Consider the following 24,960-nt stretch of genomic DNA (forward strand, 5'->3'; position numbering starts at 1 on the left):
TATACGGAATCATGGAGAACTACCCACTGCTCTGGCGCCGAACGAGGCCCGCGAAGAAATCCGTCGGCCGGCCGCCCCGGCTCAGCGTGGACGAGGTGGTGGCCGCCGCGATCCGGATCGCCGACGCGGACGGGCTGGACGCGGCCTCGATGGCCCGGGTCGCGGCGGCGCTGGGGACAGCGACGATGACGCTCTACACGTACGTGCCGTCGCGCGCCGACCTGATCGCCCTGATGGTCGACGACGTGCTGCTGACCAGGGACCTCAGCGCGCCGGGGAGAGGTTGGCGGGAGCGGGTGGCGCTGTTCAGCGAACGGACCCGGGAGATGTACGCGGCCCACCCCTGGCTGACCGAGGTGTCACTGGTCCGGCCGCCGCTGGGGCCGGGCACGATGGCCGAGCGGGAGTTCCTGATCGCCACGATGACCACGGCGGGCGTGCCGGTGGGGCAGATCAACCGGGCGGCGCTGACCGTCACCGCGTACGTCTACGCCTTCGCCCGGGAAGCCGGCGAGGACGCGCGCCTGAGCCGGGCCAGCGGCCAGTCCACCGAGTCGTGGTGGCACGAGCGCGGCGATTTCTGGGAGGAGTGGTTCGACGTCGAGGCGTACCCGGCGATGACGGCGTTGTGGAACGCGGGGGGATTCGAGGACCAGGCCGCGTACGAGTACGGCCTGGCCCTGATCCTGGACGGGATAGAACGTTCGTTCCGCAAAGACGACGGGACGGGCGGGGGAGAACGTTCAGTCCAGTGAGACGACCGGGTTCCGCAGCTCGCCGATGCCCTGGATGCTGACCGACACCGTGTCACCCGGCGTGATCTGGCTGACCCCGGCCGGCGTCCCGGTCAGGATGATGTCGCCGGGCAGCAGGGTCATGACGTGTGACACGTACGAGATGAGGCTGGGGATGTCGAAGACCATGTCCTTGGTCCGGCCGATCTGGCGGACCTCCAGGTTCTCCGGGTCGCGGCCGACCTCGCAGCGCACCTCGATGTCGCTGACGTCCAGGCCGGTGACGATCCACGGGCCGATCGGGCAGAACGAGTCGAAGCCCTTGGCGCGGGTCCACTGCGGGTCGCTGCGCTGCAGGTCACGGGCGGTCACGTCGTTGCCGCAGGTGTAGCCGAAGATCGCCTTCTCGGCGCCGGCCCGGTCGACCCGGCGGGCGCCGCTGGCGCCGATCACGACGGCGAGCTCGGCCTCCTCCTCGACCCGGTTGGTGACGCTCGGGATGCGGATCGCGTCGTTCGGGCCGATCACCGAGGTGGACGGCTTGATGAAGATCAGCGGCTCCTTGGGGACCTCGTTGCCCATCTCGGCGGCGTGGTCGGCGTAGTTGCGGCCGATCCCGATGACCTTGCTGGAGAAGATCGGGGCGAGCAGCCGGATGTCGGCCAGCGCCCAGCGCTGGCCGGTGAAGCGCACCTCGTTGAAGGGGATGCTGTCGATCTCGGCCACCGTCAGTCCCGACGTGCCGTCACCTTCCACGACGCCGAACGAGACTCCACCAGGGTGGACAAAGCGGGCGAAGCGCACGGGTAAATCCCATCTTTGAGTGGTGCGGGCCCCCCGAAATCTACGCCGGTCGGGTCTCCGCGCCGAGCCGCGGGAACGGCTCCAGGGAGAAGATCACCTCGACCGGGACCTCGAAGTAGGCGCAGATCCGCAATGCCAGGTGCAGGCTGGGGCTGAACTCGCCGCGCTCCAGGTAGCCCACCGTCTGGTAGTGCACCCCGAGAGCGTCCGCGAGCTGCCGGCGCGTGATGCCCCGCTCGGCACGGAGCATCGCGATCCGGTTGTACGTGATCTCGCTGGCCATCCGCTCCCTCAAACGATCCGGGACATGGCCCGCTGCCGGCGTTCGGCCACCAGCGAACCGGACTCCCGCCGTGCCATCCGCCGCAGGACGCCCGGGGCCAGCGCCAGTCCCAGCGCGGCCCACAGGGCCAGCACGCCGGCGGTCTGCAGGTGCTGAGCCGGCTCACCGGGCAGGAAACCGGCCCGCAGGCCCAACCCTAGCCAGTACATCGGGAACGCCTGTGCGACACCCTGGAGCCAGCCCGGCAGCATGGACAGCGGGTAGAAGATCCCGGACATCGCCGTCAGGCCGACCACCGGGATCATCAGCACCGCGGCGCCCCGCGTGGTCTGGAAGAGCGCGCCGAGGACCGCGCCGAGCGGCAGCAGTGCCAGCAGGGTCAGCGGCAGCAGCCAGAGCAGGATCAGGACGGTGCCGCCGTCGAACCGCAGCCCGTCGACCATGAGGGCGCCCGGGATCAGCGTCAGCACGCAGCTGATCACCATGACCCCGGACACCAGCACGATCTTGCCGATCAGGTAGCCGACCATGCCGTGCGGCGTCGCCTTGGCCCGCAGCAGCGTGCCGTCCTCGCGTTCCATCGTCAGGTATTGCGCGGTGGAACTCACCCCGCCCATCACCAGCAGCAACGCCATCGAGCTGACCAGCACGTACGCCTGGAGGCTCACCTCGGACCCGGGCGTGTCGGCGTCGCCGATCAGGCGGAGTGTCAACAGCAGCAGCCCGACCGGCAGGAGGTAGCCGACGAGGTCGACGACGTTGGTGACGGTCTGCCGCAGCTCGATCCAGCCGCGCTCCAGTCCCGCGACGACCACTCGTCTCATCGCCCCTCCTCCTCGGCCTCGCGGACCAGTCGCATGTAGGTGTCCTCCAGGCTGGCCCGGCGCACCTCCAGGTCGCCGATGCCCTCGCCGTGCTGCCGGAACAGCTCGCGGACGAAGCCGGTCGCGTCCTCCGCCGAGTGCACGAACCGCTGGCCGTCCCGCGTCCAGCGGATCTCGGACTCGCCGGCCACCCGCCGGGACAGCTCGTCGGCCGAACCGGAGGCGACGATCCGGCCGCCGTTGAGGATCAGGATGCGGTCGGCCAGTTTCTCCGCCTCGTCCAGGTCGTGCGTGGTCAGCAGGACGGTCGTCGCGTCCACATCGGTCAGCCGGTGGACCAGGTCGTGGAACTCGCGCCGCGCCTCCGGGTCGAAGCCGACCGTCGGCTCGTCGAGGAAGAGCAGGTCGGGCCGGCCGACGATGCCGATCGCCACGTCCAGCCGGCGGCGCTGCCCGCCGGAGAGCCGGGCGATCGTGGTGCCGGCCGCCGCGGTCAGGCCGACCACCTCGAGCAGGTCGTCGACCGCCCAGGGCCGGATCTTGTCATCGGTGGAATAGGCCGCGTAGTAGGAGCCGAGATGCCGCAACAACTCCCTTACCCGCCACTTGCTGTGGTCGCGCCACGACTGCAGGACCACGCCGAGCCGGGCCCGCCACCGCTCGTCACCGGCCGCCGGATCGACGCCGAGCACCCGCGCGTGGCCGCCGGACCGCATCCGGAAGCCCTCCAGGATCTCGATCGTGGTCGTCTTGCCCGCGCCGTTGGGCCCGAGCAGGACGACGACCTCGCCGGCCGCGGCCGTGAAGTCGACGCCGGTGAGCACTTCCTTGTCGCCGTACCGCATGCGGAGATCGCGGACCTCGATGACCGGGCCCGCCTCCGGCGTGTCGACCACGCTTCGCGCGGCCATTGTCGATCCCGTCATGTCGTTCACGTTATCAAGTATGTAGTAGATGTACTACACATCGGCGTACATCTTCAGTGCCACATCCCGTGGCGGAACTCATTCGCGCCAAACGGTGATCGTGTTGATCGCTCCGGCTAGATACATTGGTGCGATGGGGATCAAGCAGGTGAGGGCGCTCACCACCACCTTGCCCTCGGTCAGCTGGATTCCCCTCGCCCGGGCGCACTCGGAGCGCGCCGACCAGATGACCGCGGGCCACCGTGCCCGCCGTGCGGCGGGCGAGAAACACGCCATCGAGGACTTCCTCTACGACTACTACGGCACCCGCCCGGCGCTGCTGCGCCGCTGGCACCCGGGCGTCGGCACCGGCCTGTCACCTGCCCCCGGCGGGCTGGCCGAGCACGCCGGGTGGAAGTTCTACATGTCCTCTCCCGACGGTGTCGTCACCCTCGACCAGGACGCGTTCATGCACGCCCGCGCCGAGAGCGTGCGCTACATCCACGGCCTGCTCACCGCGACCGCGTCCCGCCCGGTCTTCTCCGGCTGCTTCGGCCTGCACGAGTGGGCCATGGTCTACCGGGACACCGAGCACCGCCACGAGCTGCCGCTGAGGCTGGGCCAGGCCGGCACCGACGAGGTGGTCGAGCAGCACAGCATCCGCTGCACCCACTTCGACGCGTTCCGGTTCTTCACCCCCGAGGCGGTCGGGCTCAACCGGCTGCAGCCGACCCGGGCCACCCAGGTCGACCTGGACCAGCCCGGCTGCCTGCACGCCGCGATGGACGTGCACAAGTGGGCGCAGAAACTCGGTCCCGCCGTCCCCGGCGCGCTGGCACTGGACTGCTTCGCCCTGGCCGGCGAGATCCGCCTGCTGGACATGCAGGCCAGCCCCTACGACCTGACGTCCTACGGCCATCCCCCGGTCAAGATCGAGACCCCGGAGGGCAAGGCGGAGTACGTGGCCCGGCAGCGTGAGCTGGCCCGCCGCGCCGCCGGGCTGCGCAGCCGCCTGATCCGGGTCTGCGAGGCCCTGCTCGGCCCGGACGCCGCCGCCCAGAACCGCGAGGCCGTCGCCCCTTTCAACCAGCGCTGACGCCGCCGGCTTCCGCCGGTCGCCGCACACCCTTGCGGGGTACGCCGTGCGCACTCCCCGCCGATCCCGTCCGGCTGGCTGTCATGGCTGTCTCCGCGCCGTCGAGACAGCCATGACAACCAGCCGAGGGGTGACCGCGTGGTCAGTCCACGTCGCCGCGGCGGTTGCGTTTGATCTGGGCGCGGCGCTTCTTCTCGCCGATGCGGCGTTCGACGGAGCCGCGGGTCGGTTTCGTGGCGCGGCGCTGGCGGGGCGGCGCGGCGATGGCCTCACCGACGCGCATGGCGAGCCGGGCCGCGGCGGCTTCCCGGTTGCGCAGCTGGGAGCGGTGTTCGGCGGCGGTGATGGTCAGCACACCGTCGACGAGGCGGGCGCCGAGACGCTCGACCGCCCGTTCCTTCAGCGCGGGTGGGAGCAGGTCGGAGCCGAGCAGGTCCCAGGAGAGCTCGACCCTCGAATCGGTGGTGTTGACGCCCTGGCCGCCGGGGCCGCTCGCGCGGGAGAAACGCCACGAGAGCTCGGCCGCCGGGATGGTCAGGCGGTCGTTCACCCGTACGTCCTCAAGCATGTGCCCCAGGATGGCACCCACCGTGATCATGCGCCACGGAGTAAAGCGGGAATCGGGCACGGCAGGGCAGAATTGCACGGGTGACGTCACCAACCGCACCGGTCGCCGCGACCGGGTATCCGTGGCCCATCGAAACCACGCAGCTTCCGAACGGATTGCGCGTCGTCGTCAGCGAGGATCGGACGGCCCCGGTCGTCTGCGTCAACCTCTGGTACGACGTCGGTTCCCGGCACGAGCCGCCGGGCCAGACCGGGTTCGCGCATCTCTTCGAGCATCTGATGTTCGAGGGGTCACAGCATGTGAAGAAGACCGAGCACATGAAGCTGGTGCAGGGCAACGGCGGTTCGCTGAACGCGACGACGAACCCGGACCGGACGAACTACTTCGAGACGATGCCGTCGGAGCATCTGGAGCTGGCGCTCTGGCTGGAGGCGGACCGGATGGGCGGGCTGGTGCCCGCGCTCACCCAGGAGACGCTGGACAACCAGCGCGAGGTGGTGAAGAACGAGCGGCGCCAGCGGTACGAGAACGTGCCGTACGGCGACGCCTGGCTCCGTCTGCTCCCCCTGCTGTACCCGGAAGGCCACCCGTACCACCACGCCACGATCGGGTCGATGGAAGACCTGAACGCTGCCGCCCTGCAGACGTTCCAGGCCTTCCACCAGCAGTACTACGCGCCGAACAACGCTGTCCTCACCGTCGTCGGGGACACCACGCCGGCCGAGGTGTTCCAGCTCGCCGAGAAGTACTTCGGAGCGATCGCCACGGTTCCGGACATCCCGCCGGCACCGGACGGCACGCTGCCGGGTCCGAGGAGCGAGGCGGTCCGGGAGACGGTCACCGCCAAGGTCCCGGCCGCCCGGATCTACCTGTCGCACCGCACCTACCCGTTCGGCACCGCGGGGTACGACGCGGTCACCGTCCTGGCCACGATCCTCGGCAACGGCCGCGGCAGCCGCCTCTACCAGCGGCTCGCCGACGGCTCCCGGATCGCCCAGCCGGACTACATCGGGTCGTACGGGGTGGATCTCGCGCACGCCCCCGCCCCGCTGATCATCACCGCCACCGCGAAGGACGGCGTCGCGATCGAGACCCTCGAGGCCGGGCTGGCCGAGGTCGTGCAGAGCCTGATCGACGAGCCGGTCACCGCCGAGGAACTCGATCGGGCGAAAGCGCTGCTGACCACCGCGTGGTGGCGGGGCGTCTCGACGGTCGGCGGCCGCGCCGACCTGCTCGGGCGGTACGCCACCCAGTTCGGCGACCCGGCCACCGCCGCCGACCGCCTGCCGAAGTGGCTGGCCGTCACCGCCGACGACGTCACCGAGGCCGCGAAGCACGTGCTGCGCCCCGAGTCCCGCGTCACCCTCACCTACCTTCCCGGGGAGCCCTCATGAGCCTCGTCACCACCCGGCCGGGCACCGGAGCGGCCCGGCCGTACGCGTTCCCGGCGATCCGGCGGGTCAGCGCCCACGGCGGCACCGTCGTCGCCGCACACCTGCCCGGTCAGCTTCTCGCCAACGCGGTGCTGCTGCTCGACGCGGGCGCGGCCCGGGAGACCGACGGCCGCGAGGGCACCGCCACGGTGCTGGCGAAGTCGCTGGAGGAGGGCACCCGCAAGCGGGACTCGGCGGCGTACGCGCTGGCGCTGGAGGGCCTCGGCGCCGAACTGGCCCCGTCGGTGGACTGGGACAACTTCCGGGTGGGGGTGTCGGCGCCGGTCCCGCTGCTGATCGACGCCGTCCGCCTGGCCGCCGAGGCGACCCGCACGCCGAAGCTGGACCCGGCGGACGTCGCCCGGGTCCGCGACGACGAGGTGACCGCCCTGCGGATGGACTGGGCGCAGCCCGGCCCGCGTGCCGACGCCGCGCTGCGCGCCGACCTGTTCGGCGCCGACGGGCGGTACCGCCGGCCCCTGCACGGCGACCCCACCTCGGTGGCCGCCGTGACCGTGGACGACGTGCTCGCCTTCCACGAGGCGTGGCTGCGGCGGCCGGGTGTGCTGCTGGTCGCCGGTGACCTGGACGCGCTGGATCTGAGCGCGCTGGCCGAGGCGGCGTTCGAGGGCACCGCCGGGGATCCGCTGGAGCCGGCCGGCCCGCTCGGGGTGGCTCTGCCGTCGGCCCGCCGGACGATCCTGGTGGACCGGCCGGACTCGGTGCAGTCGACGCTGCGGCTCGGGCACCGGGCGCCGGAGCGGGCCACCCCGGACTACGTGCCGATGACGCTGGCCGCGACGGTGCTCGGCGGGGCGTTCACGTCCCGGCTGAACCACCTGATCCGCGAGGTCAAGGGCTACACGTACGGAATCCGCGGCTCCTACGCGATGACCCGCCGGTCGGGCCGTTTCGAGGTGGCCGCCGGGGTGCAGACCGCGGTGACCGCCCCGGCGATCCGGGACACTCTCGGCGAGATCGAGCGCACCCAGGCCGAGGGGGTCACCGAGGCCGAGCTCGAGGTGGCGCGCTCGTGGCGGGCCGGTCAGCTGTCGGTGGAGATGCAGACGCCGGGCGCGATCGCCGGGGCGCTGTCGACGCTGGTGGTGCACGGCCTGCCGGACGACTACTACGAGACGCTGCGCCGCGACTACCTGGAGGCGACCGTCGAGCAGGTGTCGCGGGCCGCCGCCGAGCACCTGTCCGTGGAGAAGCTGACGGTGGTCGTCGAGGGCGACGGCACAGCGATCCGGGAGGAACTGGCCGAGTTCGGCGAGCTGACCGAGGCGGCCATCTGATGTGCCACCGGGTGTGCGGCTGCCCGGCCGCACACCCCCCGGTCAAGGGACTAGCGGATAAGGGACAACTAGCTATACGCTAATTGTCATGCCGACACTCCTGCATGAAGCGCTCATCAAGATGTTCCAGGATCGGCCGGTCATGGCAGCGGAACTTCTCGATGTGCCGCTCCATGGCGCCTTCCCTCGTTACGACGAAGCGTGACTCAGTTCGGCCGATCTGACCGAGGTCGCCCCCACCGAATACCGGGCCGACGCTGTGGTGACCTTCTGCGAGGCGGGGACACCCGTGATGGCGGTGGTGGTCGAGGTGCAGCTCCGGCCGGACGCCAAGAAGAAACTCAGCTGGGGCGTTGCCTACCGCGACCCGCAAACTGCTGGAGGAATCCATGAGCACCTCGACCGACCGCTTCCACAGCGAGTTCATGCGCCGGCTGGTCCGCCAGGGCCTAGCCGAAGGCAAGGCCAAAGGCATGGCTGAAGGCATGGCTGAAGGCAAGGCCAAAGGCATGGCCGAAGCGCTCGTCATCATTCTCGAGGCGCGCGGCGTGGCGATCCCGGACGAGGCGCGCGCGAAGATCAGCGGCTGCACCGACATCGATCAGCTCGACCTCTGGATCAAGCGGGCGGGTAACGCTGAGCGGCTGGAGGACCTGGGTGGTCCGCTCGGCGAGTAGCGGATGACGGCGAGGGTCGATGTTGTGAGCTGGGACGCGTTGGCCGGTGGTGGGTAGCGAGGGCCGGATAACGTCGCGCCATGACGATCACCGAGGTGGCACCGGCGGCTCAGCGGGCCAGGCGCCGCCGCCGCGTCGTTCTGACCGTTCTGCTCTGGCTGTCGCTGGTGCCCGCCGTCGTCTGGTTTCTGGCGCGGACGTTCGGGTGGCAGGCGGGGCTCTGGGTCCAATTCGTGGCGTTCACGCCGTACGTCGCAGTCTGGACCTTGATCCCGCTCCTCGTGGCCCTCGTCGCCCGGCGCTGGGCGGCTGCCGCCGTGGCCGCGCTGATCGCCTTCGGTTTCGGGATGGCGGTGGCGCCGCGGCTCACCGCGGACGCGGACCGGGGCCCGTCCGCCGGCGTCGAGCTGCGGGTGATGACGGCGAACCTGCTGTTCAGCGGGGCCGACCCGAGCGAGATCGTCCGCCTGGCGCGGGAGAACGACGTGGACGTGCTGGCGGTGCAGGAGTTCACTCCGCGTGGCGAGACGGCGCTGCGCGAGGCGGGACTGGAGAAGCTGCTGCCCTACAACCAGCCGGCCCCGGAATATGGCGCGAGCGGTTCCGGCCTCTACTCGCGGTACCCGTTCGCCGAGCAGGCGGCCAGGCGCAACGACGGCGGGTTCCAGCAGGCGCACGCGACGGTGCAGGTGCCGGGCGCGGCGACGGTGTTCGTCGAGTCGGTGCACCCGCTGGCCCCGGCGCACCCGGACATGGTGCCCGGCTGGGCGGCCGACCTGCGGGATCAGCAGCCGGCGGCGGGCGGGATCCCGAAGATCCTGATGGGCGACTTCAACGCGACGCTCGACCACAAGCCGCTGCGGGACCTGATCGCCACCGGCTACCGGGACGCCGCCGACACGGTCGGCAAGGGCTGGACCGGGACCTGGGGGCCGTACGACGGGGACCCGATCCCGCCGGTCACCATCGACCACGTGCTGGCCGACCGGCGGATCGGCGTGCGGGACGTGACGGTGCACGACGTCAGGGACTCCGACCACCGCGCGGTGATCGCCCACCTGACGCTGCCCGCGGCCTGAAAACCGGTCGACCACGCACGCCATCGGTTCCTACCATCGTGGGCATGATGATCCGCAGCTCGTACACGACCACGCCGGGAGCACCCGGCGTCCATCGGCACTGAGCTGACGGCCCCGGGCGACATGCCCGGGGCTGTGTCGTCCGGGGTCCCTTCCCGTCAAGGAGACCCACGATGTCCGTTGATCACCGCAGGCTCGGCCGCGAGCTGGACCTGTTCGACTCCGACCCGCTGATCGGCGCGGGCCTGCCGTTCTGGCTGCCGGGTGGCGCTGCCGCCCGCCACGCCGTCGAGTCCTACCTGTACGACCTGGAACGCCGGCACGGCTACCGCCATGTGAACTCGCCGGCCCTGGGCAGACGCCGGATGTACGAGCTGTCCGGGCACTGGGACAACTTCGCCGACGACATGTTCCCGCCGATGCGCGTCGGCGACGACGAGCTGGTGCTGCGGCCCAGCCTGTGCCCACATCACGCGCTGATCTTCCGGTCGCGCGGCCGGTCGTACCGTGACCTGCCGTTGCGGATCGCCGAACTGGGCCCGATGTACCGCGCGGAACGGTCCGGCGTGCTCGGCGGCCTCTCCCGGGTCCGGTCGATGCTGCTCAACGACGCGCACATCTTCTGCGCCGAGGAGCAGGCGGGCGACGAGGTGGCCGGGGTGCTGCGGCTGATGCGCGAGGTGCACGCGGCCCTCGGCATGGGCCCGGTCTCCTACCAGCTGTCGCTGCGTGGGCCGGGGAAGAAGTACGGCGGGGACGACGCGATGTGGCAGCGGGCCGAGGCGCTGCTGCGGGGCGCGCTGGCCGACGCGGCGGTTCCGTTCGTGGCGGTGGCCGGGGAGGCGGCGTTCTACGGCCCGAAGATCGACATTCAGGTCGCTGATCCGTCCGGCCGGGAGTGGACCCTCGCGACCGTGCAGATCGACTACCACCAGCCGGAGCGGTTCGAGCTGGAGTACGTGGCGGCGAGCGGCCGGAAAGCCCGGCCGGTGATGGTGCACCGCAGCCTGGCCGGGTCGATGGAGCGGCTGTTCGGGCATCTGATCGAGGTGCACGAGGGGGCGTTCCCACTCTGGTACGCGCCGGTCCAGCTTGCGGTCCTGCCGGTCGGCGAGGAGCAGGACGCGGCGGCCCGGCGGTTCGCCGCGGAGGCGTCCGGCCTGCGGGTGGAGGTGCTGCACGACGGCTCGGTCGGCGCCCGCATCCGGAAATGCCGGAGAGTCCCGTACATCGGGGTGATCGGCCCCCGGGAAGCCGCCGAGGATCTGGTGGCCCTCCGGCAGCGGGACGGCCACCAGCTCGATCCGATGCCCTGGGCCGCGGCGATCGCACTGCTCAACCAGCGTGTGGATTTCGGGCGCGTATGACGGCCGAAATCCACACGCTGAATATGGGTCAGGCGGGGGCGGAGGTACGGGCCAAGCCGTAGGTCAGAGCGTCCACCAGCGCCGTCCACGACGCCTCGACGATGTTCTCGTGCACGCCGACAGTGGTCCACTCACGGTTGTGGTCGCTGGTCTCCAGCAGCACCCGGGTGATCGCGTTGGTGCCGTGGCTGCCCTCCAGGATCCGCACCTTGAAGTCGGACAGCTCGAACGTCTTCAACTGCGGGTAGTGGTTCTGGAGGGCGCTGCGCAGCGCCTCGTCCAGGGCGTTGACCGGGCCGTTGCCCTCGGCCGTGGCGATCACCCGCTCGCCGCGCACCCGCACCTTCACGGTGCCCTCGCTGATCACCGTGCCGTCCTCGCGGTGCTCGACCAGCACCCGGTACGACTCGAGGGTGAACGGCTTCGCCAGGTCCGCGCCCGGCAGTTCGCTGCGGACGAGTAGCTCGAACGAGGCATCCGCGGCCTCGAACGAGTAGCCGGTGGCCTCCAGGTCCTTGACCTTCCGGGTCACCGCCGTCAGGGTGTCCGGATGGCCGGCCAGGTCCAGCCCGAGCTCACGGCTCTTGAGCTCGATGCTGGCCCGGCCGGCCATCTCGGTCACCAGGATCCGCATGTCGTTGCCGACAACCGACGGGTCGACGTGGTTGTACAGCAGCGGATCCACTTTGATCGCGCTCGCGTGCAGCCCCGCCTTGTGAGCGAATGCGGCAGCCCCGACGTAGGCCTGGTGGGTGTCGGGGGCGATGTTGGCGATCTCGGCGAGCGCGGCGGAGACCCGCGTCGCCTTCTCCAGGCATCCGTCCGGTAGGACCTTCAGCCCGAGCTTGAGTTGCAGATTGCTGACGACGGCGAACAGGTCGGCGTTGCCGGGGCGCTCGCCGTACCCGTTGGCGGTGCACTGGAAGTGCTTCACCCCGGCCTCGACCGCGGCGACCGTGTTCGCGACGGCGCAGGCGGTGTCGTTCTGGCAGTGGATGCCGAGCCGGTCCGCGGGCACCCCGGTCGACGCGACGACCTCCTGGATAGCCTTGGTGACCATCGACGGGAGCATGCCGCCGTTGGTGTCGCACATGACGACCCGTTCGGCGCCGGCCTCGATGGCCGCCTTGACGACACTGGCGGTGTACGCGGGGTCGTGGCGGAAGCCGTCGAAGAAGTGCTCGCAGTCGACGAACGCGCGGCGGCCGTTGGCGACCAGGTGACGGACGGTGTCCCGTACCATCGCAAGGTTTTCCTCGCCGGTGGTCCGCAGCGCCCGCTCCACGTGCCGGATGTCGGACTTCGCGACCACGCAGACCACCGGGGTGCCCGCGTCGATCAGGGCCTTGACCTGCGCGTCCGCGGCGACGTCCACACCGGCCTTGCGGGTCGAACCGAACGCGACCAGCACCGCGTTCCTGAGGTCCAACTCGGTCTTCGCCCGTTCGAAGAACTCGGTGTCCTTGGGCATGGCGCCCGGCCAGCCGCCCTCGATGAACCCCACCCCGAACTCGTCCAGCAGGCGCGCGACCGCGAGTTTGTCGGCGACCGTGTAGCTGATTCCCTCGCGCTGCCCGCCGTCGCGCAGCGTCGTGTCGAACACCTGGTAGTCCATCCGGGAGGTCCTTTCGGTCGGTCACCCACTAGCGACAACAAAAAGACCCCCCGCGGATGCGGGAGGTCTGCGCGTCGGCGAAGAAGTCAGCCGGCGCGCTAGGTGCGAATAATCAGCACGGAGTGGGTCACGTCCCGAAGCATGCCACGCGCTGCCGCCCGGGAAGCCGGAAATCCACCAGTTGAGACACAAGGCACCGGCAAGAGTGACGAATTCGACCGGCTGCGCCGATGTCCGCAGCGGTTAGGTTGGAGGCGTGGTGGCCGAATCCTATTCACGCAATGTCCCGTTCGCGAAGGCCTACAACTTCCGCGACGTCGGCGGTTACACCGGCCTCGACGGCCGGCTGGTGCGCTGGCGGCGGCTGTTCCGGGCCGACTCGCTGCACCGGCTCAACGCCGAGGACGCCGAGGCGTTCGCCGCGCTGGGCGTCCGCACGGTGATCGATCTCCGCCGCCCGCACGAGGTGGAGAAATTCGGCCGGGTCTCCGAGGAGCACGGCATCGCGTACCACAATCTGGTCGTCAAGCATGTCGACTGGGAAGAGGTCCCGCACCCGTCGGACGCGGTGCACGAGCGCTGGCTGGCCGACCGCTATCTCAACTTCGCCGAGGACGGCCACGAGGGCATCGCCGAGTCGCTGCGCCTGATCGCCAGCCCGGAGGCCGCCCCGGTCGTCGTGCACTGCATGGCCGGCAAGGACCGCACCGGCACGGTCTGCGCGCTCACGCTCTCGCTGCTCGGCGTCTCCGACGACGACATCGCCGCCGACTACGCCCTGACCACCGAGGCGATGCGCCCCCTCACCGAATATTTGCTGCGCACCGCACCCGAGCAGATCAACGGCAACGAGCACATGTTCGACTCCCCCGCCGAGGCCATGCACCTGTTCCTGAACGATCTGCGCGCCCTGCACGGCTCCGTCGAGTCCTACGTCAAGGACATCGGCCTCACCGACGGCGAGCTGGCCGGCTTGCGCTCTCATCTGCTCACCGACGAACCCGCTTGAGGGGTACGCCTTTACCCGTAAGAACTTGATGGGCGACTAGCGCGCACGGCGCACCTAGCGCTACGCTCAGCCCCTGCCCTCACAGCAACACGAGGTGCTCGTCGACATGTTCCGCGGCCGCCCTTCCCTGGCCGCGGAACTGCTCGACGGGCCACTCCACGACAACTCCCCGACTACGACGAGGTTCACCTCGCCTCCGCCGACCTGGCCGACGTCGCCCCCACGGAGTACCGTGCCGGCGCCGTCGTGACCCTGAGGGCACGACGGCAGTTCGCCGAGGGCCAGACCACGGCTCTCCTGACCGTCCTGGAAAGTCGCGGTCTGACCATCTCGGATGAGGCACGCGCGACGATCATCGGTTGCAGCGACCAAGACCAGCTCGATCGGTGGATGCACCAGGTGGCCACCGTCGAGCGGGTGGAGGATCTGGGCGGTCCGCTCGCTGCGTGACAGCGATACCGATTCACCGGTCGGCACGGTGACCGGTGGAGGAAAGGCGCTGAGGACAGCGGGGGTCGCAGCGCTCACGAGACGACGGAACGGGCGGGTGCGTTTGTGGACGCTCCCACCCGTACCGAATAAGGGTGTTCTAGAGGACGCGGTGGACCCAGCCGAAGGGGTCCTCGGCGCGGCCGCGCTGGATGTCGACCAGGTTCTTGCGGATGGACATGGTGGTGTCGCCGGGGCCACCGTCGCCCAGGGTGAAGTCGCCGGACTCGCTCTTGACCACGCCGATCGGAGTGATCACGGCGGCGGTGCCGCACGCGAAGGCCTCGCGGACCCGGCCGGAAGCGGCGCCCTCGCGCCACTCGTCCAGGCTGATCGGGCGTTCCTCGACCTTGCGGCCGGCGCGCTCGGCCAGCTTGATCACCGAGTCGCGGGTGATGCCGGGCAGGATCGTGCCGGTCAGCGGCGGGGTGACCAGGCTGCCGTCGTCGAGGACGAGGAAGACGTTCATGCCGCCGAGCTCGTCGATGTACTTGCGCTGCACCGCATCGAGGTAAACCACCTGGTCACAGCCGTGTTCGGCGGCCTCGGCCTGCGCCGACAGGCCGGCCGCGTAGTTGCCGCCGCACTTGGCCGCGCCGGTGCCGCCGGGGGCCGCGCGGGTGAACTCGGACGACACCCAGATGCTGACCGGCTTGACGCCACCGGCGAAGTACGGCCCGACGGGGGACGCGATGACCAGATAGAGGTATTCGGTGGCGGGGCGGACACCGAGGAAGACCTCGCTGGCGTACGCGAACGGGCGCAGGTAGAGGCTGCCCTCGGGGTCCTCGGGGATCCAGTCCCGGTCGATCTTGATGATCTCGTGGAGCGACTGGACGAACGTCTCGACCGGCAGCGACGGCATGGCCATCCGCTGGGCGGAGAGGTTGAACCGGGCCGCGTTCGCGTCCGGACGGAACATGGCGACACCGCCGTCGGGCAGCGTGTACGCCTTCAAACCCTCGAAGATCTCCTGGGCGTAGTGCAGGACGGCACTGGCCGGGTCCATCGGGATCGGGGCGCGCGCCTCGACGCGGGGCTCGTACCACCCTTTGCCGTCGGCGTACCGCACGGTGACCATGTGGTCGGTGAAGATGCGGCCGAAGCCGGGACTGGCCAGCAGAGCGGCGCGGTCCGCGTCGCTGACGGGTGCCGGGTTCGGACGGATCTCGAAATCGAGGATGTCACCACCACTCATGGCGGATTGACCTGCTTTCTGCAGAAGAACGTAAGCATGCGGGGGCACCCGTAGTGCCCCATGAATTTACCCCGAACGGTCGTTAAAACAATGACCGCACGGTGACGAAGCCCTGCCAGGGCTCAGGTGACGGGTGGGATCCGCTCAGAGGGCGGAGGCGACCCGGTCGCCGACCTCGGCGGTACGCAGCGGCGCGCCCGGGGCCCGGGACGCGACCTCGGCCGCGACCGCCTCGGTTACTCGCCGGGCCTCGTCGAGCTTGCCCAGGTGCTCCAGCAGCAGGGCGGCGGAGAGGATGGCCGCGGCCGGGTCGGCGATGCCCTTGCCGGCGATGTCGGGCGCGGAGCCGTGCACGGGCTCGAACGTCGACGGGTAGATCCGCTCCGGGTTGACGGAACCGCTGGCGGCCATGCCGATGCCACCGGTCACGGCAGCGGCGATGTCGGTGAGGATGTCACCGAAGAGGTTGTCGGTCACCACCACGTCGAAGCGCTGCGGGTTGCTCACCATGAACATGCTGGCGGCGTCGATGTGCTGGTATTCCGTGGTGACCTCGGGGAACTCCGCGGCGACGGCGGCGAAGGCGCGCGACCACAGGTTGCCGGCGTGGGTCAGCACGTTGGTCTTGTGCACCAGGGTGACGTGGCGGCGTTCGCGGCGCTGGGCGCGGGCGAACGCGTCGCGGATGACCCGCTCCACGCCGTGCCGGGTGTTCAGGCTCTCCTCGGTGGCGATCTCGGCGGGGGTGTTCTTGTGCAGGACGCCGCCGGCGCCGACGTAGAGGCCCTCGGTGCCCTCGCGGACCACGACCATGTCGATCTCGCCGGGCTTGACGCCGGCGAGCGGGCTGGACGTGCCGGGCCAGAGCTTGCTGGGGCGCAGATTCACGTACTGATCGAAGTCGAAGCGGAGCTTCAGCAGCAGGCCGCGCTCGAGGACGCCCGGCGGGACGCTCGGGTCGCCGATGGCGCCCAGCAGGATCGCGTCGTGACCGGCCAGCTCGTCCTGAACGGACTGCGGCAGGACCTCGCCGGTGCGGTGGTAGAGGCGGGCGCCGAGGTCGTACTCGTTGTAGTCGACTCCGGGGAGGACCGCGTCGATGACCTTGCGGGCCTGCGCGGTCACCTCAGTGCCGATGCCGTCGCCGCCGACAACCGCGATCCGCGCCACGCTCACGTCAACTCCCCCAACCGATCTGGTGAACCCCGGCCAGGCTACCCCCGCGTCCCGATCATCGGAACCGCGGTCCCAGCAATTGAACGGCTGGCTGGTTGTCAGGGCTGTCTCAGCGCGCTTGGGACAGCCCTGACAACCAGCCAGCCGACATGCGAACAGCCCCCGGGATCGCGGCAAACGATCACGGGGGCTGCGTCGACGAGAAATCCCGCCGGGATACGCACCGCTCGCCCGGAGACGGGCGACGTCACCCGAAGACGGGCCCGTTCGGAACGTGCGGCTGGGACAACGCTAGCGAGACGGACTTATGACGCGCAAGGCGCACCCCCGCGTGTCGGGCTTCCGGTTCCCCGTACGGGGCGACGGCAGTGGCACCATGCGCCGGTGAGTTTCGACCTAGTGGTGTGGGCCATGGACCAGTCCGCCGAGCCGGATTCCGTCCGGGCCGCCAATGCCCGCTGCGCCCGCGGGGAGCATCCGCAGCGCCCCGCCGATCCCCGCGTCGTCGCTTTCTACGACGCGCTGACCAGCAGTTACCCCGATCGCGGGCCGCATGCGGCGGCGCCTGGATCGCCGTGGGCGACGGTCCCGTTGCACGCCGAGTCCGACCACATCCACATGAAACTCGACGAGAACTGCGCCGACACGGTGCTGGAGACGATCGAGAAGTACGCCGCCCACTTCCGCCTGGACCTGCTCGACCTGCAGGACGGCTCGGTCTACCGCTCGTTCTGACGAGCCGGCGTGTGGATTTGCGGCGCGTAGGACGGCCGAACTCCACACGCTTTCGGGGTCAGTCGTTGCGCAGGTCGGCGACGGCGGTCCGGGAGGCGCCGATCACCTCGCCGATCCCGGCGAGCAGCTCCGGGGAAACAGTCGAGTCAATGGTCAGCGCCATCAGCGCCGTGCCACCGGCGGCACGCCGGGCCACCTGCATCGCGGCGATGTTGATCTCCGCCGCGCCGAACGCCGTCCCGATCGCGCCGACCACGCCGGGCCGGTCGGTGTAGGTGACGAAGACCAGCACCCCGTCCGGCGGCAGGTCCAGGTCGAAGCCGTCCACCTCGACGAGCCGCGCGCCGGCCCCGAGCGTCCCGGCGACACTGACCGGCCGGCCGTCCGGAAGCGCGCCGAGCACGCGAATCAGCTCGTTCGGCTCCTCGACCACCGTCATCTCCACCGTGAGCCCCCGCTCGGCCGCCAGCCGGGGCGCGTTCACATAGGTCACCTGCTCGCTCACCACCGGGGCGAACAGCCCTTTCAGCACGGCCAGCTCCAGCACCGAGACGTCGTGGCCGGCCGCCGCGCCGTGCACCTCGACGGTCACCCGTTCCGCGAGGTGCCCGGCCACCGCGGTGAGGACCCGGCCCAGTTTCTCGGCCAGCGGCAGCAGCGGGCGCACGTCCTCGTCGACCGGGCCGCCGGCGCGCACGTTCACCGCGTCCGGCACGAACTCGCCGCGCAGCGCCAGCCGTACGCTGCGGGCCACGGCCAGGCCCGCCTTGTCCTGCGCCTCCACCGTCGACGCGCCGAGGTGCGGGGTGACCACCACGTTGTCCAGGCCGAACAGCGGGGACGAGGTGAGTGGCTCGGTCTCGAAGACGTCCAGCCCGGCGCCGGCCACCCGGCCAGCGGCCAGCGCCTCGGCGAGCGCGCGTTCGTCGACCAGTCCGCCACGGGCGGCGTTGACGATCCGCACCCCGGGTTTGACCAGGTTCAGTTCCTTCTCCCCGATCAGGCCCAGGGTCTCGGGGGTACGGGGTAGATGCACCGAGATGAAGTCACTGTCCCGGAGCAGTTCCTCCAGGGTGACCAGGTGGACGCCGAGCTGGGCCGCGCGGGCCGGCTGGACGTACGGGTCGTAAGCGAGGAGGCGCACCCCGAAAGCAGCCATGCGCTGCGCGAACAGGACGCCGATCCGGCCCAGCCCGACCACCCCGACGGTCTTGCCCTGAATCTCCACGCCGGTGTAGGCGGAGCGCCGCCAGGCGCCTGCTTTGAGGGCCGCGCTCGCCGCCGCGGTGTGCCGGGCCACCGCGAGCAGCAGGGCGACCGCCTGTTCGGCGGCGGAGACGATGTTGCTGGTGGGGGCGTTCACAACGAGGACGCCACGGGCGGTGGCGGCGGGAATGTCGACGTTGTCCAGACCGACGCCGGCGCGGGCGACGACTCTCAGCCTCGGGGCCGCTTCCAAGGCCTCGGCATCGATCCGGGTGGCACTGCGGATGATCACCGCGTCGGCGGCGCCCAGCGCGGCCATGAGTGCTGCCCGATTTGTCCCATCGACCTCATTGACCTCGAAATCCTCCGCGAGAAGGTTGAGCGCGACAGCTGCCAGCTCCTCGGCGACGAGCACCACGGGACTCATGAACTTCGATGTTAGCCCAAACGAAAAGCCCGGCCTGCCCGGCCGGGCTTTTCGGATATGTCGGGATCAGGCGGTCTCGGTGATCGGCCGGTCGACCCAGCTCATCATGCCGCGCAGCTTCGCACCGGTGATCTCGATCGGGTGCTTGGCGGCCTCCTCGCGGAACTTCTTGAGCTCCGGCGCGCCGGCCTCGTCGTCCGCGATCAGGCGGCGGGTGAACTCGCCGGACTGGATGTCGGCGAGGATCTTCTTCATCTCCTCCTTGACCGACGCGTTGATCACGCGCGGGCCGGAGACGTAGTCACCGAACTCGGCGGTGTCCGAGACGCTGTAGCGCTGGCGGGCGATGCCGCCCTCGTACATCAGGTCGACGATCAGCTTGAGCTCGTGCAGGCACTCGAAGTAGGCGATCTCGGGCGCGTAGCCCGCCTCGATCAGCACCTCGAAGCCGGTCTGCACGAGCGCGGACGCGCCACCGCAGAGGACGGCCTGCTCGCCGAAGAGGTCGGTCTCGGTCTCCTCGGTGAAGGTGGTCTTGATGACGCCGGCCCGGGTGCCGCCGATCGCCTTCGCGTAGGAGAGCGCCAGCGCCAGGCCCTCGCCGGTCGGGTCCTGCTCGACGGCGACCAGCGCCGGGACGCCCTTGCCGTCGACGTACTGACGGCGGACCAGGTGACCCGGGCCCTTCGGCGCGACCATCGCGACGGTCACGTCGGCCGGGGGCTTGATCAGCTCGAAGCGGATGTTCAGGCCGTGGCCGAAGAACAGCGCCTTGCCCGCGGTCAGGCTCGGCTCGATCGACTCGGCGTAGATCTTGCGCTGCGCGGTGTCCGGCGCCAGCACCATGATCACGTCGGCCCAGGCGGCGGCCTCGGCCGGGGTCTTCACGGTCAGGCCCTGCTCCTCGGCCTTCGGGCGGCTCTTCGAGCCCTCCTGCAGGCCCACCACGACCTCGACACCCGAGTCGCGCAGCGACAGCGAGTGCGCGTGGCCCTGGCTGCCGTAGCCGATGACGGCGACCTTCTTGCCCTGGATGATCGACAGGTCGGCGTCGCCGTCGTAGAACACTTCCGCGGTCATGACTTCCTTCTTTTCGTGTGGGGAGAACTAGGCGGCGCGGAGCGCAGGGCCCGTGGTGATGGAGCGGGATCCGCGGCCGATGGCCACGAGGCCCGACTGGACCATCTCCTTGATGCCGTACGGCTCGAGGTCGCGCAGCAACGCATCCAGTTTGTCGGGGTTACCGGTGGCCTCGATCGTCAGGGTGTCCGGAGCGACGTCGATCACTCGCGCCCGGAACAGCTCGACGGTCTCGAGCACCTGGCTGCGCTGCGCCCGATCAGCACGCACCTTGACCAGCAGGAGCTCGCGCTGGACCGACTGGGCCGGGTCCAGCTCCACGATCTTCAGGACATTGACCAGCTTGTTGAGCTGTTTGGTGACCTGCTCCAGTGGCGACGACTCGGCGTCGACCACGATCGTGATGCGGCTGACGTCCGGGTTCTCCGTCTCGCCGACCGCCAGGGAGTCGATGTTGAAGCTGCGCCGGGAGAACAGCCCGCTGACCCGGGCCAGCACACCGGGCTTGTTCTCGACCAGCACGCTCAGCGTGTGTTTGTTGGTCACAGGTCGTCCTCTTCGAACGTCGGGCGCACGTCCCGGGCGAACATGATCTCGTCGTTGCTGGTGCCGGCGGCGACCATCGGCCACACCATGGCGTCCTTGCCGACCGTGAAGTCGATGACCACCGGGGCGTCGTTGATCTCCATGGCCTGCTTGATGACCTTGTCGACGTCGTCCTTCGACTCGCAGCGCAGGCCGACGCAGCCGAGCGCCTCGGCCAGCTTCACGAAGTCCGGGATGCGGTGCTTGTGCGTGCCCAGCTCGGTGTTGGAGTACCGGCCGTCGTAGAACAGGGTCTGCCACTGGCGGACCATCCCCAGGTTTCCGTTGTTGATCACGGCGACCTTGATCGGGATGCCCTCCAGGGCGCAGGTGGCCAGCTCCTGGTTGGTCATCTGGAAGCAGCCGTCGCCGTCGATCGCCCACACCGTGGTGTCCGGCGCGGCGACCTTGGCGCCCATCGCGGCCGGGACCGCGTAGCCCATGGTCCCGGCGCCGCCGGAGTTGAGCCAGGTGCCGGGCTTCTCGTACTTGATGAACTGGGACGCCCACATCTGGTGCTGGCCGACGCCGGCGCAGTAGATGGCGTCCGGGCCGACGATCTCGCCGAGCCGCTCGATCACGTACTGCGGGGCCAGGGTGCCGTCGGTCGGCTCCTCGTAGCCCAACGGGTAACGCTCCCGGATGTCGTTCAGCGTGGCCCACCAGGCGGCGTACTGCTCGGTGCCGCCGGCCGTGGACGAGACCGCGGCGATCAGCTCGTCGATCACGTGCCGGGCGTCGCCGACGATCGGCACGTCCGCGTGCCGGTTCTTGCCGATCTCGGCCGGGTCGATGTCCGCGTGCACGATCTTGGCGTCCGGCGCGAACGAGTCCAGCTTGCCGGTGACCCGGTCGTCGAACCGGGCACCGAGGGTGATCAGCAGGTCCGACTTCTGCATCGCGTAGACGGCCGGGACCGTACCGTGCATGCCGGGCATGCCCAGGTGCTGCGGGTGCGAGTCGGGGAACGCGCCGATGCCCATCAGCGTGGTGACCACCGGGATGCCGGTGAGCTCGGCGAGCTTGCGCAGCCCGTCGGTGGCGCCGGCCTTGTGCACGCCGCCGCCGACGTACAGCACCGGGCGCTTGGCCGCGGCGATCAGCCGGGCCGCCTCACGGATCTGCTTGCCGTGCGGGTGCAGCGTCGGGCGGTAGCCCGGCAGGTCCAGCGTCGGCGGCCACTGGAAGGTGGTCTGCGCCTGCAGCACGTCCTTCGGGATGTCGACCAGGACCGGGCCGGGGCGGCCGGTGATCGCCAGGTGGAACGCCTCGGCCAGGATCCGGGGCAGCTCCTCCGGGGTCTGGACCAGGAAGTTGTGCTTGGTGATCGGCAGGGTGATGCCCTGGATGTCGGCCTCCTGGAAGGCGTCCGTGCCGATGAACGACCGGCTCACCTGGCCGGTGATCGCGACGATCGGCACCGAGTCCATGTACGCGTCGGCGATCGGCGTGACCAGGTTCGTGGCGCCCGGGCCGCTGGTCGCGATGCAGACCCCGACCCGGCCGGTGGCCTGCGCGTACCCGGTGGCGGCGTGACCGGCGCCCTGCTCGTGACGAACCAGGATGTGCCGGACCTTGGAATCGAACAGCGGGTCGTACGCCGGGAGGATCGCCCCGCCCGGAATGCCGAACGCGACCTCGACCCCGAGCGCCTCGAGCGACCGGACGAGCGCGCCGGCACCGCTGGTGGCTACCGGGGCCACGGTGGCGGAGGTGGGGTTCACGGCCGCCGCGACGGTGGCCGGAGTGGCTCGATGGGCGAGGGATTCAGGAGTGGGTCTCGTCATGGCAGTTCAGACCTTTTCGGGTTGGCGGTCCCGGCACTTGAGCAACAAAAAAGGCCCACGTGCCGAAAGCACGGGACCTAGCGCACCCTCCCTCATGTGGGAGCGGCGCGCTTTAGATAAGTACTCGGGACGCGAAGCACATGCGGCTAACCTTGCCCCATCTCACGCCCTGAGTCAACTGATCCCACATTTTGATCACGCGCCGTGGCGGCGAAATCCGGGTCGCTCGGCAGCAGCGCCCTGACCTGCCGCATCCCCGGCCCGAGGCGGACCACCTGGCTGCGCGCGGGGGCGTCGTTCGGCGGCGCGGACCGCGGCGCCGGGAGCGGCCGCGGGCCCAGCGGCCGCAACGCGCGCAGGCGCGACTCGAAGTGCTCGGCCGGCACGCCCCAGCCGAACAGCGACCCCTGGCCGAGACGGCAGCCGGCCTCCTCGACCACGCCCCGCTGCGCCGGCGTGCCGATCCCCTCGGCCAGCACCTCCAGCCCGAGCCGGTGACCCAGCCGGACCACCACGTCGACCAGCGGGGCCGCCGTCCCGGTCCGGGACTCGGGCTCGGCCACCAGCGCGTGGTCGATCTTGAGGATGTCCACCGGGAGGGTGCGCAGCTGGGTCAGCGACGAATAGCCGGCCCCGAAGTCGTCCAGGGCGATCCGGACGCCGGTGGCGCGTACCTCCGCCAGCCGGCGGACCAGCTCGTCCATGTCGGTGGCGACCGCGTGCTCGGTGACTTCCAGGACCAGGCGCTGCGGGGGCACGTTGTACTCCGCGAGGACGTCGGCGACCCGGGCCGCGTAGTCGGCGTTGTGCAGCTCCTTGGGTGACAGGTTGACCGACAGCCAGACGTCGTGGCCCAGCTCCCGCCATCCAGCGAGCTGCCGGCACGCCGTCTCCAGCACCCAGGCGCCGATCCGGTTGATCAGGCCGGACTCCTCGGCCACCGGGATGAACTCCACCGGCGGCACCCGGCCCAGCTCCGGATGGGTCCAGCGGAGCAGCGCCTCGGCCCCCACCGGCCGCATCGACGGCAGCGCCACCACCGGCTGGAACACCAGGTGCAGCTGGCCGCGCTCGATGGCGTGCCGCAGCTCCCCGGTCAGCGTGCCGCGGCGGCGCAGCAGCTCGTCGTAACTGGCCTGGTAACTCTCCACCCGGTTCTTGCCGCGCTGTTTCGCGTACCGCAGCGCCAGGTCGGCGTCGTGCAGCAGCTCACCGGTGGCGGCCACGCCGACGCTGGCGGACAGGAAGATCTGACCCCCGTCCACGTCGTACGGCTCCCCGAGCACCGCGAGCAGCCGGTGCGCCGCCAGCACCGCCTCGTCGGCGTCCCCGCGCATCAGCACCGCGAACTCGTCGCCGCCCAGCCGGGCCGCCACGTCCCCGGCCAGCAGGTTGCGCCGCAGCCGGGCGCCCACCTCGGCCAGCACCGCGTCGCCCACGTCGTGTCCGCGCAGGTCGTTGACGGTCTTGAAGCCGTCCATGTCGATGCCGATCAGGGCGGTGTCCGTGTCCGACTCGCGCAGCGCCCGTTGCAGGCCGCGCCGGTTGGCCAGCCCGGTCAGCGGGTCGGTGTGCGCGAGCTCGCGGAAGTGCGCCTCGCTCTGCCGCAGCCGCAGCGTGTAGCCGCGGACGTCGTCGAGTGCGAGGTACTGCCGGGCGACCAGGGCCAGGCCCTCGATGCTGGCGCCGAGGTAGCCGAACACGTCCATGGTGCCGCCCCGGGCCAGGTGGTAGCCGAGGGCGCCGAGCATGGCGAGCATCGGGACCACCGCGTACGCCCCGCCGCGCTCCAGCACGTCCCCGGACTCCTCGACCGGCCGGTCGGCGGCCCGCACCGCCCAGGCCACGCATGTCAGCCCGCCGGTCAGCAGGGCGCCGCTGACCAGCGCGTACCCACTGTTGTCCCGGCAGATCCCGATGGCCAGCACGTTCGCCGCCATGGCCACCAGGCTGACCCCGGCGGCCACCCGGACGGTGTGCCGCCGCGGCCGGTGGGCGTGCAGCGCCAGCACCGCGGTCAGGCCCAGCCCGAGCACCACCAGAACCGCCGGCATCAGGATGGCCGGGCACTGGCTCGGCGTCACCTCGCCGAGGATCCGGGTCGGCTCGGTGAGCAGCACCCAGCCCACGAACCAGATGGAGGCCGCGATCACCAGGCCGTCCAGCACGTGCCGGACCGCGGCGGCGGGGTCGCGGGCCGCGCCGGGCAGCGCCACCGTGCCGGCCAGCAGGGTCAGCGTGCCGAGCCCCATCCCGACGGCGACCGCGGTGGCCAGCGCGCGGCTGTGCCCGGGTGTGTGGTGGTGGGCGGTGAGCAGGGCGGTGGCCAGGCCGGCCAGCGCCGCGGCGGTGGCGATCGCGCCACCGGCGGCCAGGAGCAGATGCGCCCGCCGGGCGGCGCCGGTGTGCCGGCGGCCGGACCGGCCCAGGTAGGCGACCGCCGGGACGGCGACGAGCAGGCCGGCGAGGGCCGCCAGTTCCATACCGGACGGTGAGTGCACGGACACACTGTGCCGGATCATCGGGATTTACGACACCCCATGCGTCCCGAGCTGTGGACGTCCGGCACGGTGGACGCCCTGCGC

At 70.6% G+C, this 24,960-nt stretch carries 23 protein-coding genes; 10 read left to right on the plus strand and 13 right to left on the minus strand.

Going from position 1 to position 24,960, the window contains the following annotated elements; genetic code table 11:
• Positions 1 to 11: 11 nt before the first annotated feature.
• Positions 12 to 755, plus strand: a complete 744-nt coding sequence (locus ACZ3II_RS00430; protein WP_465515465.1) for a TetR/AcrR family transcriptional regulator C-terminal domain-containing protein — start codon at positions 12 to 14, stop codon at positions 753 to 755.
• Here ACZ3II_RS00430 and ACZ3II_RS00435 read toward each other — a convergent pair.
• From ACZ3II_RS00435 to ACZ3II_RS00450, 4 genes are read right to left on the minus strand one after another with little or no spacing between them, the layout of a single operon-like run.
• On the minus strand, positions 744 to 1,538 hold the full coding sequence (locus ACZ3II_RS00435; RefSeq protein ID WP_465515466.1) for a fumarylacetoacetate hydrolase family protein: 795 nt from the start codon (positions 1,536 to 1,538) through the stop codon (positions 744 to 746). The two genes, ACZ3II_RS00430 and ACZ3II_RS00435, sit on opposite strands and share 12 nt — an antisense overlap.
• A 40-nt stretch (positions 1,539 to 1,578) precedes the next feature.
• Complete coding sequence (locus ACZ3II_RS00440; protein ID WP_465515467.1) at positions 1,579 to 1,821, minus strand: helix-turn-helix transcriptional regulator; 243 nt, start codon at positions 1,819 to 1,821, stop codon at positions 1,579 to 1,581.
• Between the two features lie 8 nt (positions 1,822 to 1,829).
• A complete protein-coding gene (locus ACZ3II_RS00445; protein WP_465515468.1) occupies positions 1,830 to 2,645 on the minus strand; it encodes an ABC transporter permease in 816 nt (271 codons plus the stop codon).
• Positions 2,642 to 3,571: an ABC transporter ATP-binding protein gene (locus ACZ3II_RS00450; protein WP_465515469.1), complete on the minus strand. Its 930-nt coding sequence runs from the start codon at positions 3,569 to 3,571 to the stop codon at positions 2,642 to 2,644. Before ACZ3II_RS00450 ends, ACZ3II_RS00445 begins: the two co-directional genes overlap by 4 nt.
• A 133-nt stretch (positions 3,572 to 3,704) precedes the next feature.
• On the opposite strand from ACZ3II_RS00450, the gene ACZ3II_RS00455 reads away from it, so the two are divergent.
• Complete coding sequence (locus ACZ3II_RS00455; protein WP_465515470.1) at positions 3,705 to 4,646, plus strand: 3-methyladenine DNA glycosylase; 942 nt, start codon at positions 3,705 to 3,707, stop codon at positions 4,644 to 4,646.
• A 142-nt stretch (positions 4,647 to 4,788) separates the two neighbouring features.
• Here ACZ3II_RS00455 and arfB read toward each other — a convergent pair whose 3' ends face one another.
• A complete protein-coding gene (arfB, locus tag ACZ3II_RS00460; RefSeq protein WP_465515471.1) occupies positions 4,789 to 5,214 on the minus strand; it encodes an alternative ribosome rescue aminoacyl-tRNA hydrolase ArfB in 426 nt (141 codons plus the stop codon).
• A gap of 80 nt (positions 5,215 to 5,294) precedes the next feature.
• Between arfB and ACZ3II_RS00465 the strand changes: the two genes are divergently transcribed.
• The 5 genes from ACZ3II_RS00465 (at position 5,295) to thrS (ending at position 11,068) form a co-directional block, all read left to right on the plus strand.
• The gene (locus ACZ3II_RS00465) at positions 5,295 to 6,608 is read left to right on the plus strand and encodes a M16 family metallopeptidase (RefSeq protein WP_465515472.1); all 1,314 of its coding nucleotides are present in this window, start codon (positions 5,295 to 5,297) and stop codon (positions 6,606 to 6,608) included.
• Positions 6,605 to 7,945: a M16 family metallopeptidase gene (locus ACZ3II_RS00470; protein WP_465515473.1), complete on the plus strand. Its 1,341-nt coding sequence runs from the start codon at positions 6,605 to 6,607 to the stop codon at positions 7,943 to 7,945. Before ACZ3II_RS00465 ends, ACZ3II_RS00470 begins: the two co-directional genes overlap by 4 nt.
• Before the next feature lie 389 nt (positions 7,946 to 8,334).
• Positions 8,335 to 8,622, plus strand: a complete 288-nt coding sequence (locus tag ACZ3II_RS00475) for a hypothetical protein (RefSeq protein WP_465515474.1) — start codon at positions 8,335 to 8,337, stop codon at positions 8,620 to 8,622.
• Positions 8,623 to 8,702: 80 nt separating this feature from the next.
• On the plus strand, positions 8,703 to 9,701 hold the full coding sequence (locus ACZ3II_RS00480) for an endonuclease/exonuclease/phosphatase family protein (RefSeq protein ID WP_465515475.1): 999 nt from the start codon (positions 8,703 to 8,705) through the stop codon (positions 9,699 to 9,701).
• A gap of 173 nt (positions 9,702 to 9,874) precedes the next feature.
• A complete protein-coding gene (gene thrS, locus ACZ3II_RS00485; RefSeq protein ID WP_465515476.1) occupies positions 9,875 to 11,068 on the plus strand; it encodes a threonine--tRNA ligase in 1,194 nt (397 codons plus the stop codon).
• Positions 11,069 to 11,096: 28 nt separating this feature from the next.
• On the opposite strand, the gene cimA is transcribed toward thrS, so the two are convergent.
• A complete protein-coding gene (cimA, locus tag ACZ3II_RS00490; protein WP_465515477.1) occupies positions 11,097 to 12,683 on the minus strand; it encodes a citramalate synthase in 1,587 nt (528 codons plus the stop codon).
• A gap of 256 nt (positions 12,684 to 12,939) precedes the next feature.
• On the opposite strand from cimA, the gene ACZ3II_RS00495 reads away from it, so the two are divergent.
• Positions 12,940 to 13,692 carry a tyrosine-protein phosphatase gene (locus ACZ3II_RS00495; protein WP_465515478.1) on the plus strand — a complete coding sequence of 251 codons (753 nt, stop codon included), beginning with the start codon at positions 12,940 to 12,942 and terminating at the stop codon, positions 13,690 to 13,692.
• Between the two features lie 246 nt (positions 13,693 to 13,938).
• Positions 13,939 to 14,142: a hypothetical protein gene (locus tag ACZ3II_RS00500; protein WP_465515479.1), complete on the plus strand. Its 204-nt coding sequence runs from the start codon at positions 13,939 to 13,941 to the stop codon at positions 14,140 to 14,142.
• A 139-nt stretch (positions 14,143 to 14,281) separates the two neighbouring features.
• Here ACZ3II_RS00500 and ACZ3II_RS00505 read toward each other — a convergent pair whose 3' ends face one another.
• Together ACZ3II_RS00505 and ACZ3II_RS00510 are read right to left on the minus strand one after the other, a co-directional pair.
• On the minus strand, positions 14,282 to 15,379 hold the full coding sequence (locus ACZ3II_RS00505) for a branched-chain amino acid aminotransferase (RefSeq protein ID WP_465515480.1): 1,098 nt from the start codon (positions 15,377 to 15,379) through the stop codon (positions 14,282 to 14,284).
• 144 nt (positions 15,380 to 15,523) lie between these two features.
• Positions 15,524 to 16,549 carry a 3-isopropylmalate dehydrogenase gene (locus ACZ3II_RS00510; RefSeq protein ID WP_465516569.1) on the minus strand — a complete coding sequence of 342 codons (1,026 nt, stop codon included), beginning with the start codon at positions 16,547 to 16,549 and terminating at the stop codon, positions 15,524 to 15,526.
• Positions 16,550 to 16,939: 390 nt separating this feature from the next.
• Here ACZ3II_RS00510 and ACZ3II_RS00515 point away from each other — a divergent pair, with 390 nt between their 5' ends.
• On the plus strand, positions 16,940 to 17,290 hold the full coding sequence (locus tag ACZ3II_RS00515; protein ID WP_465515481.1) for a hypothetical protein: 351 nt from the start codon (positions 16,940 to 16,942) through the stop codon (positions 17,288 to 17,290).
• Between the two features lie 58 nt (positions 17,291 to 17,348).
• Here ACZ3II_RS00515 and serA read toward each other — a convergent pair whose 3' ends face one another.
• The 5 genes from serA to ACZ3II_RS00540 form a co-directional block, all read right to left on the minus strand.
• Entirely contained in the window at positions 17,349 to 18,923 is a 1,575-nt protein-coding gene (gene serA / locus ACZ3II_RS00520; protein WP_465515482.1) for a phosphoglycerate dehydrogenase, read from the minus strand.
• 66 nt (positions 18,924 to 18,989) lie between these two features.
• Positions 18,990 to 20,003 (minus strand): ketol-acid reductoisomerase, encoded by a 1,014-nt coding sequence (gene ilvC / locus ACZ3II_RS00525; protein ID WP_465515483.1) that lies wholly within the window; start codon positions 20,001 to 20,003, stop codon positions 18,990 to 18,992.
• Positions 20,004 to 20,030: 27 nt separating this feature from the next.
• Positions 20,031 to 20,549, minus strand: a complete 519-nt coding sequence (gene ilvN / locus ACZ3II_RS00530) for an acetolactate synthase small subunit (RefSeq protein WP_183216670.1) — start codon at positions 20,547 to 20,549, stop codon at positions 20,031 to 20,033.
• Positions 20,546 to 22,375 carry an acetolactate synthase large subunit gene (locus tag ACZ3II_RS00535; protein WP_465515484.1) on the minus strand — a complete coding sequence of 610 codons (1,830 nt, stop codon included), beginning with the start codon at positions 22,373 to 22,375 and terminating at the stop codon, positions 20,546 to 20,548. The genes ilvN and ACZ3II_RS00535 overlap by 4 nt, the downstream gene beginning before the upstream one ends.
• Before the next feature lie 146 nt (positions 22,376 to 22,521).
• On the minus strand, positions 22,522 to 24,876 hold the full coding sequence (locus ACZ3II_RS00540) for a putative bifunctional diguanylate cyclase/phosphodiesterase (protein WP_465515485.1): 2,355 nt from the start codon (positions 24,874 to 24,876) through the stop codon (positions 22,522 to 22,524).
• Positions 24,877 to 24,960 lie beyond the last annotated feature (84 nt).

It is taken from the genome of Actinoplanes sp. NPDC019969 (assembly GCF_055562375.1).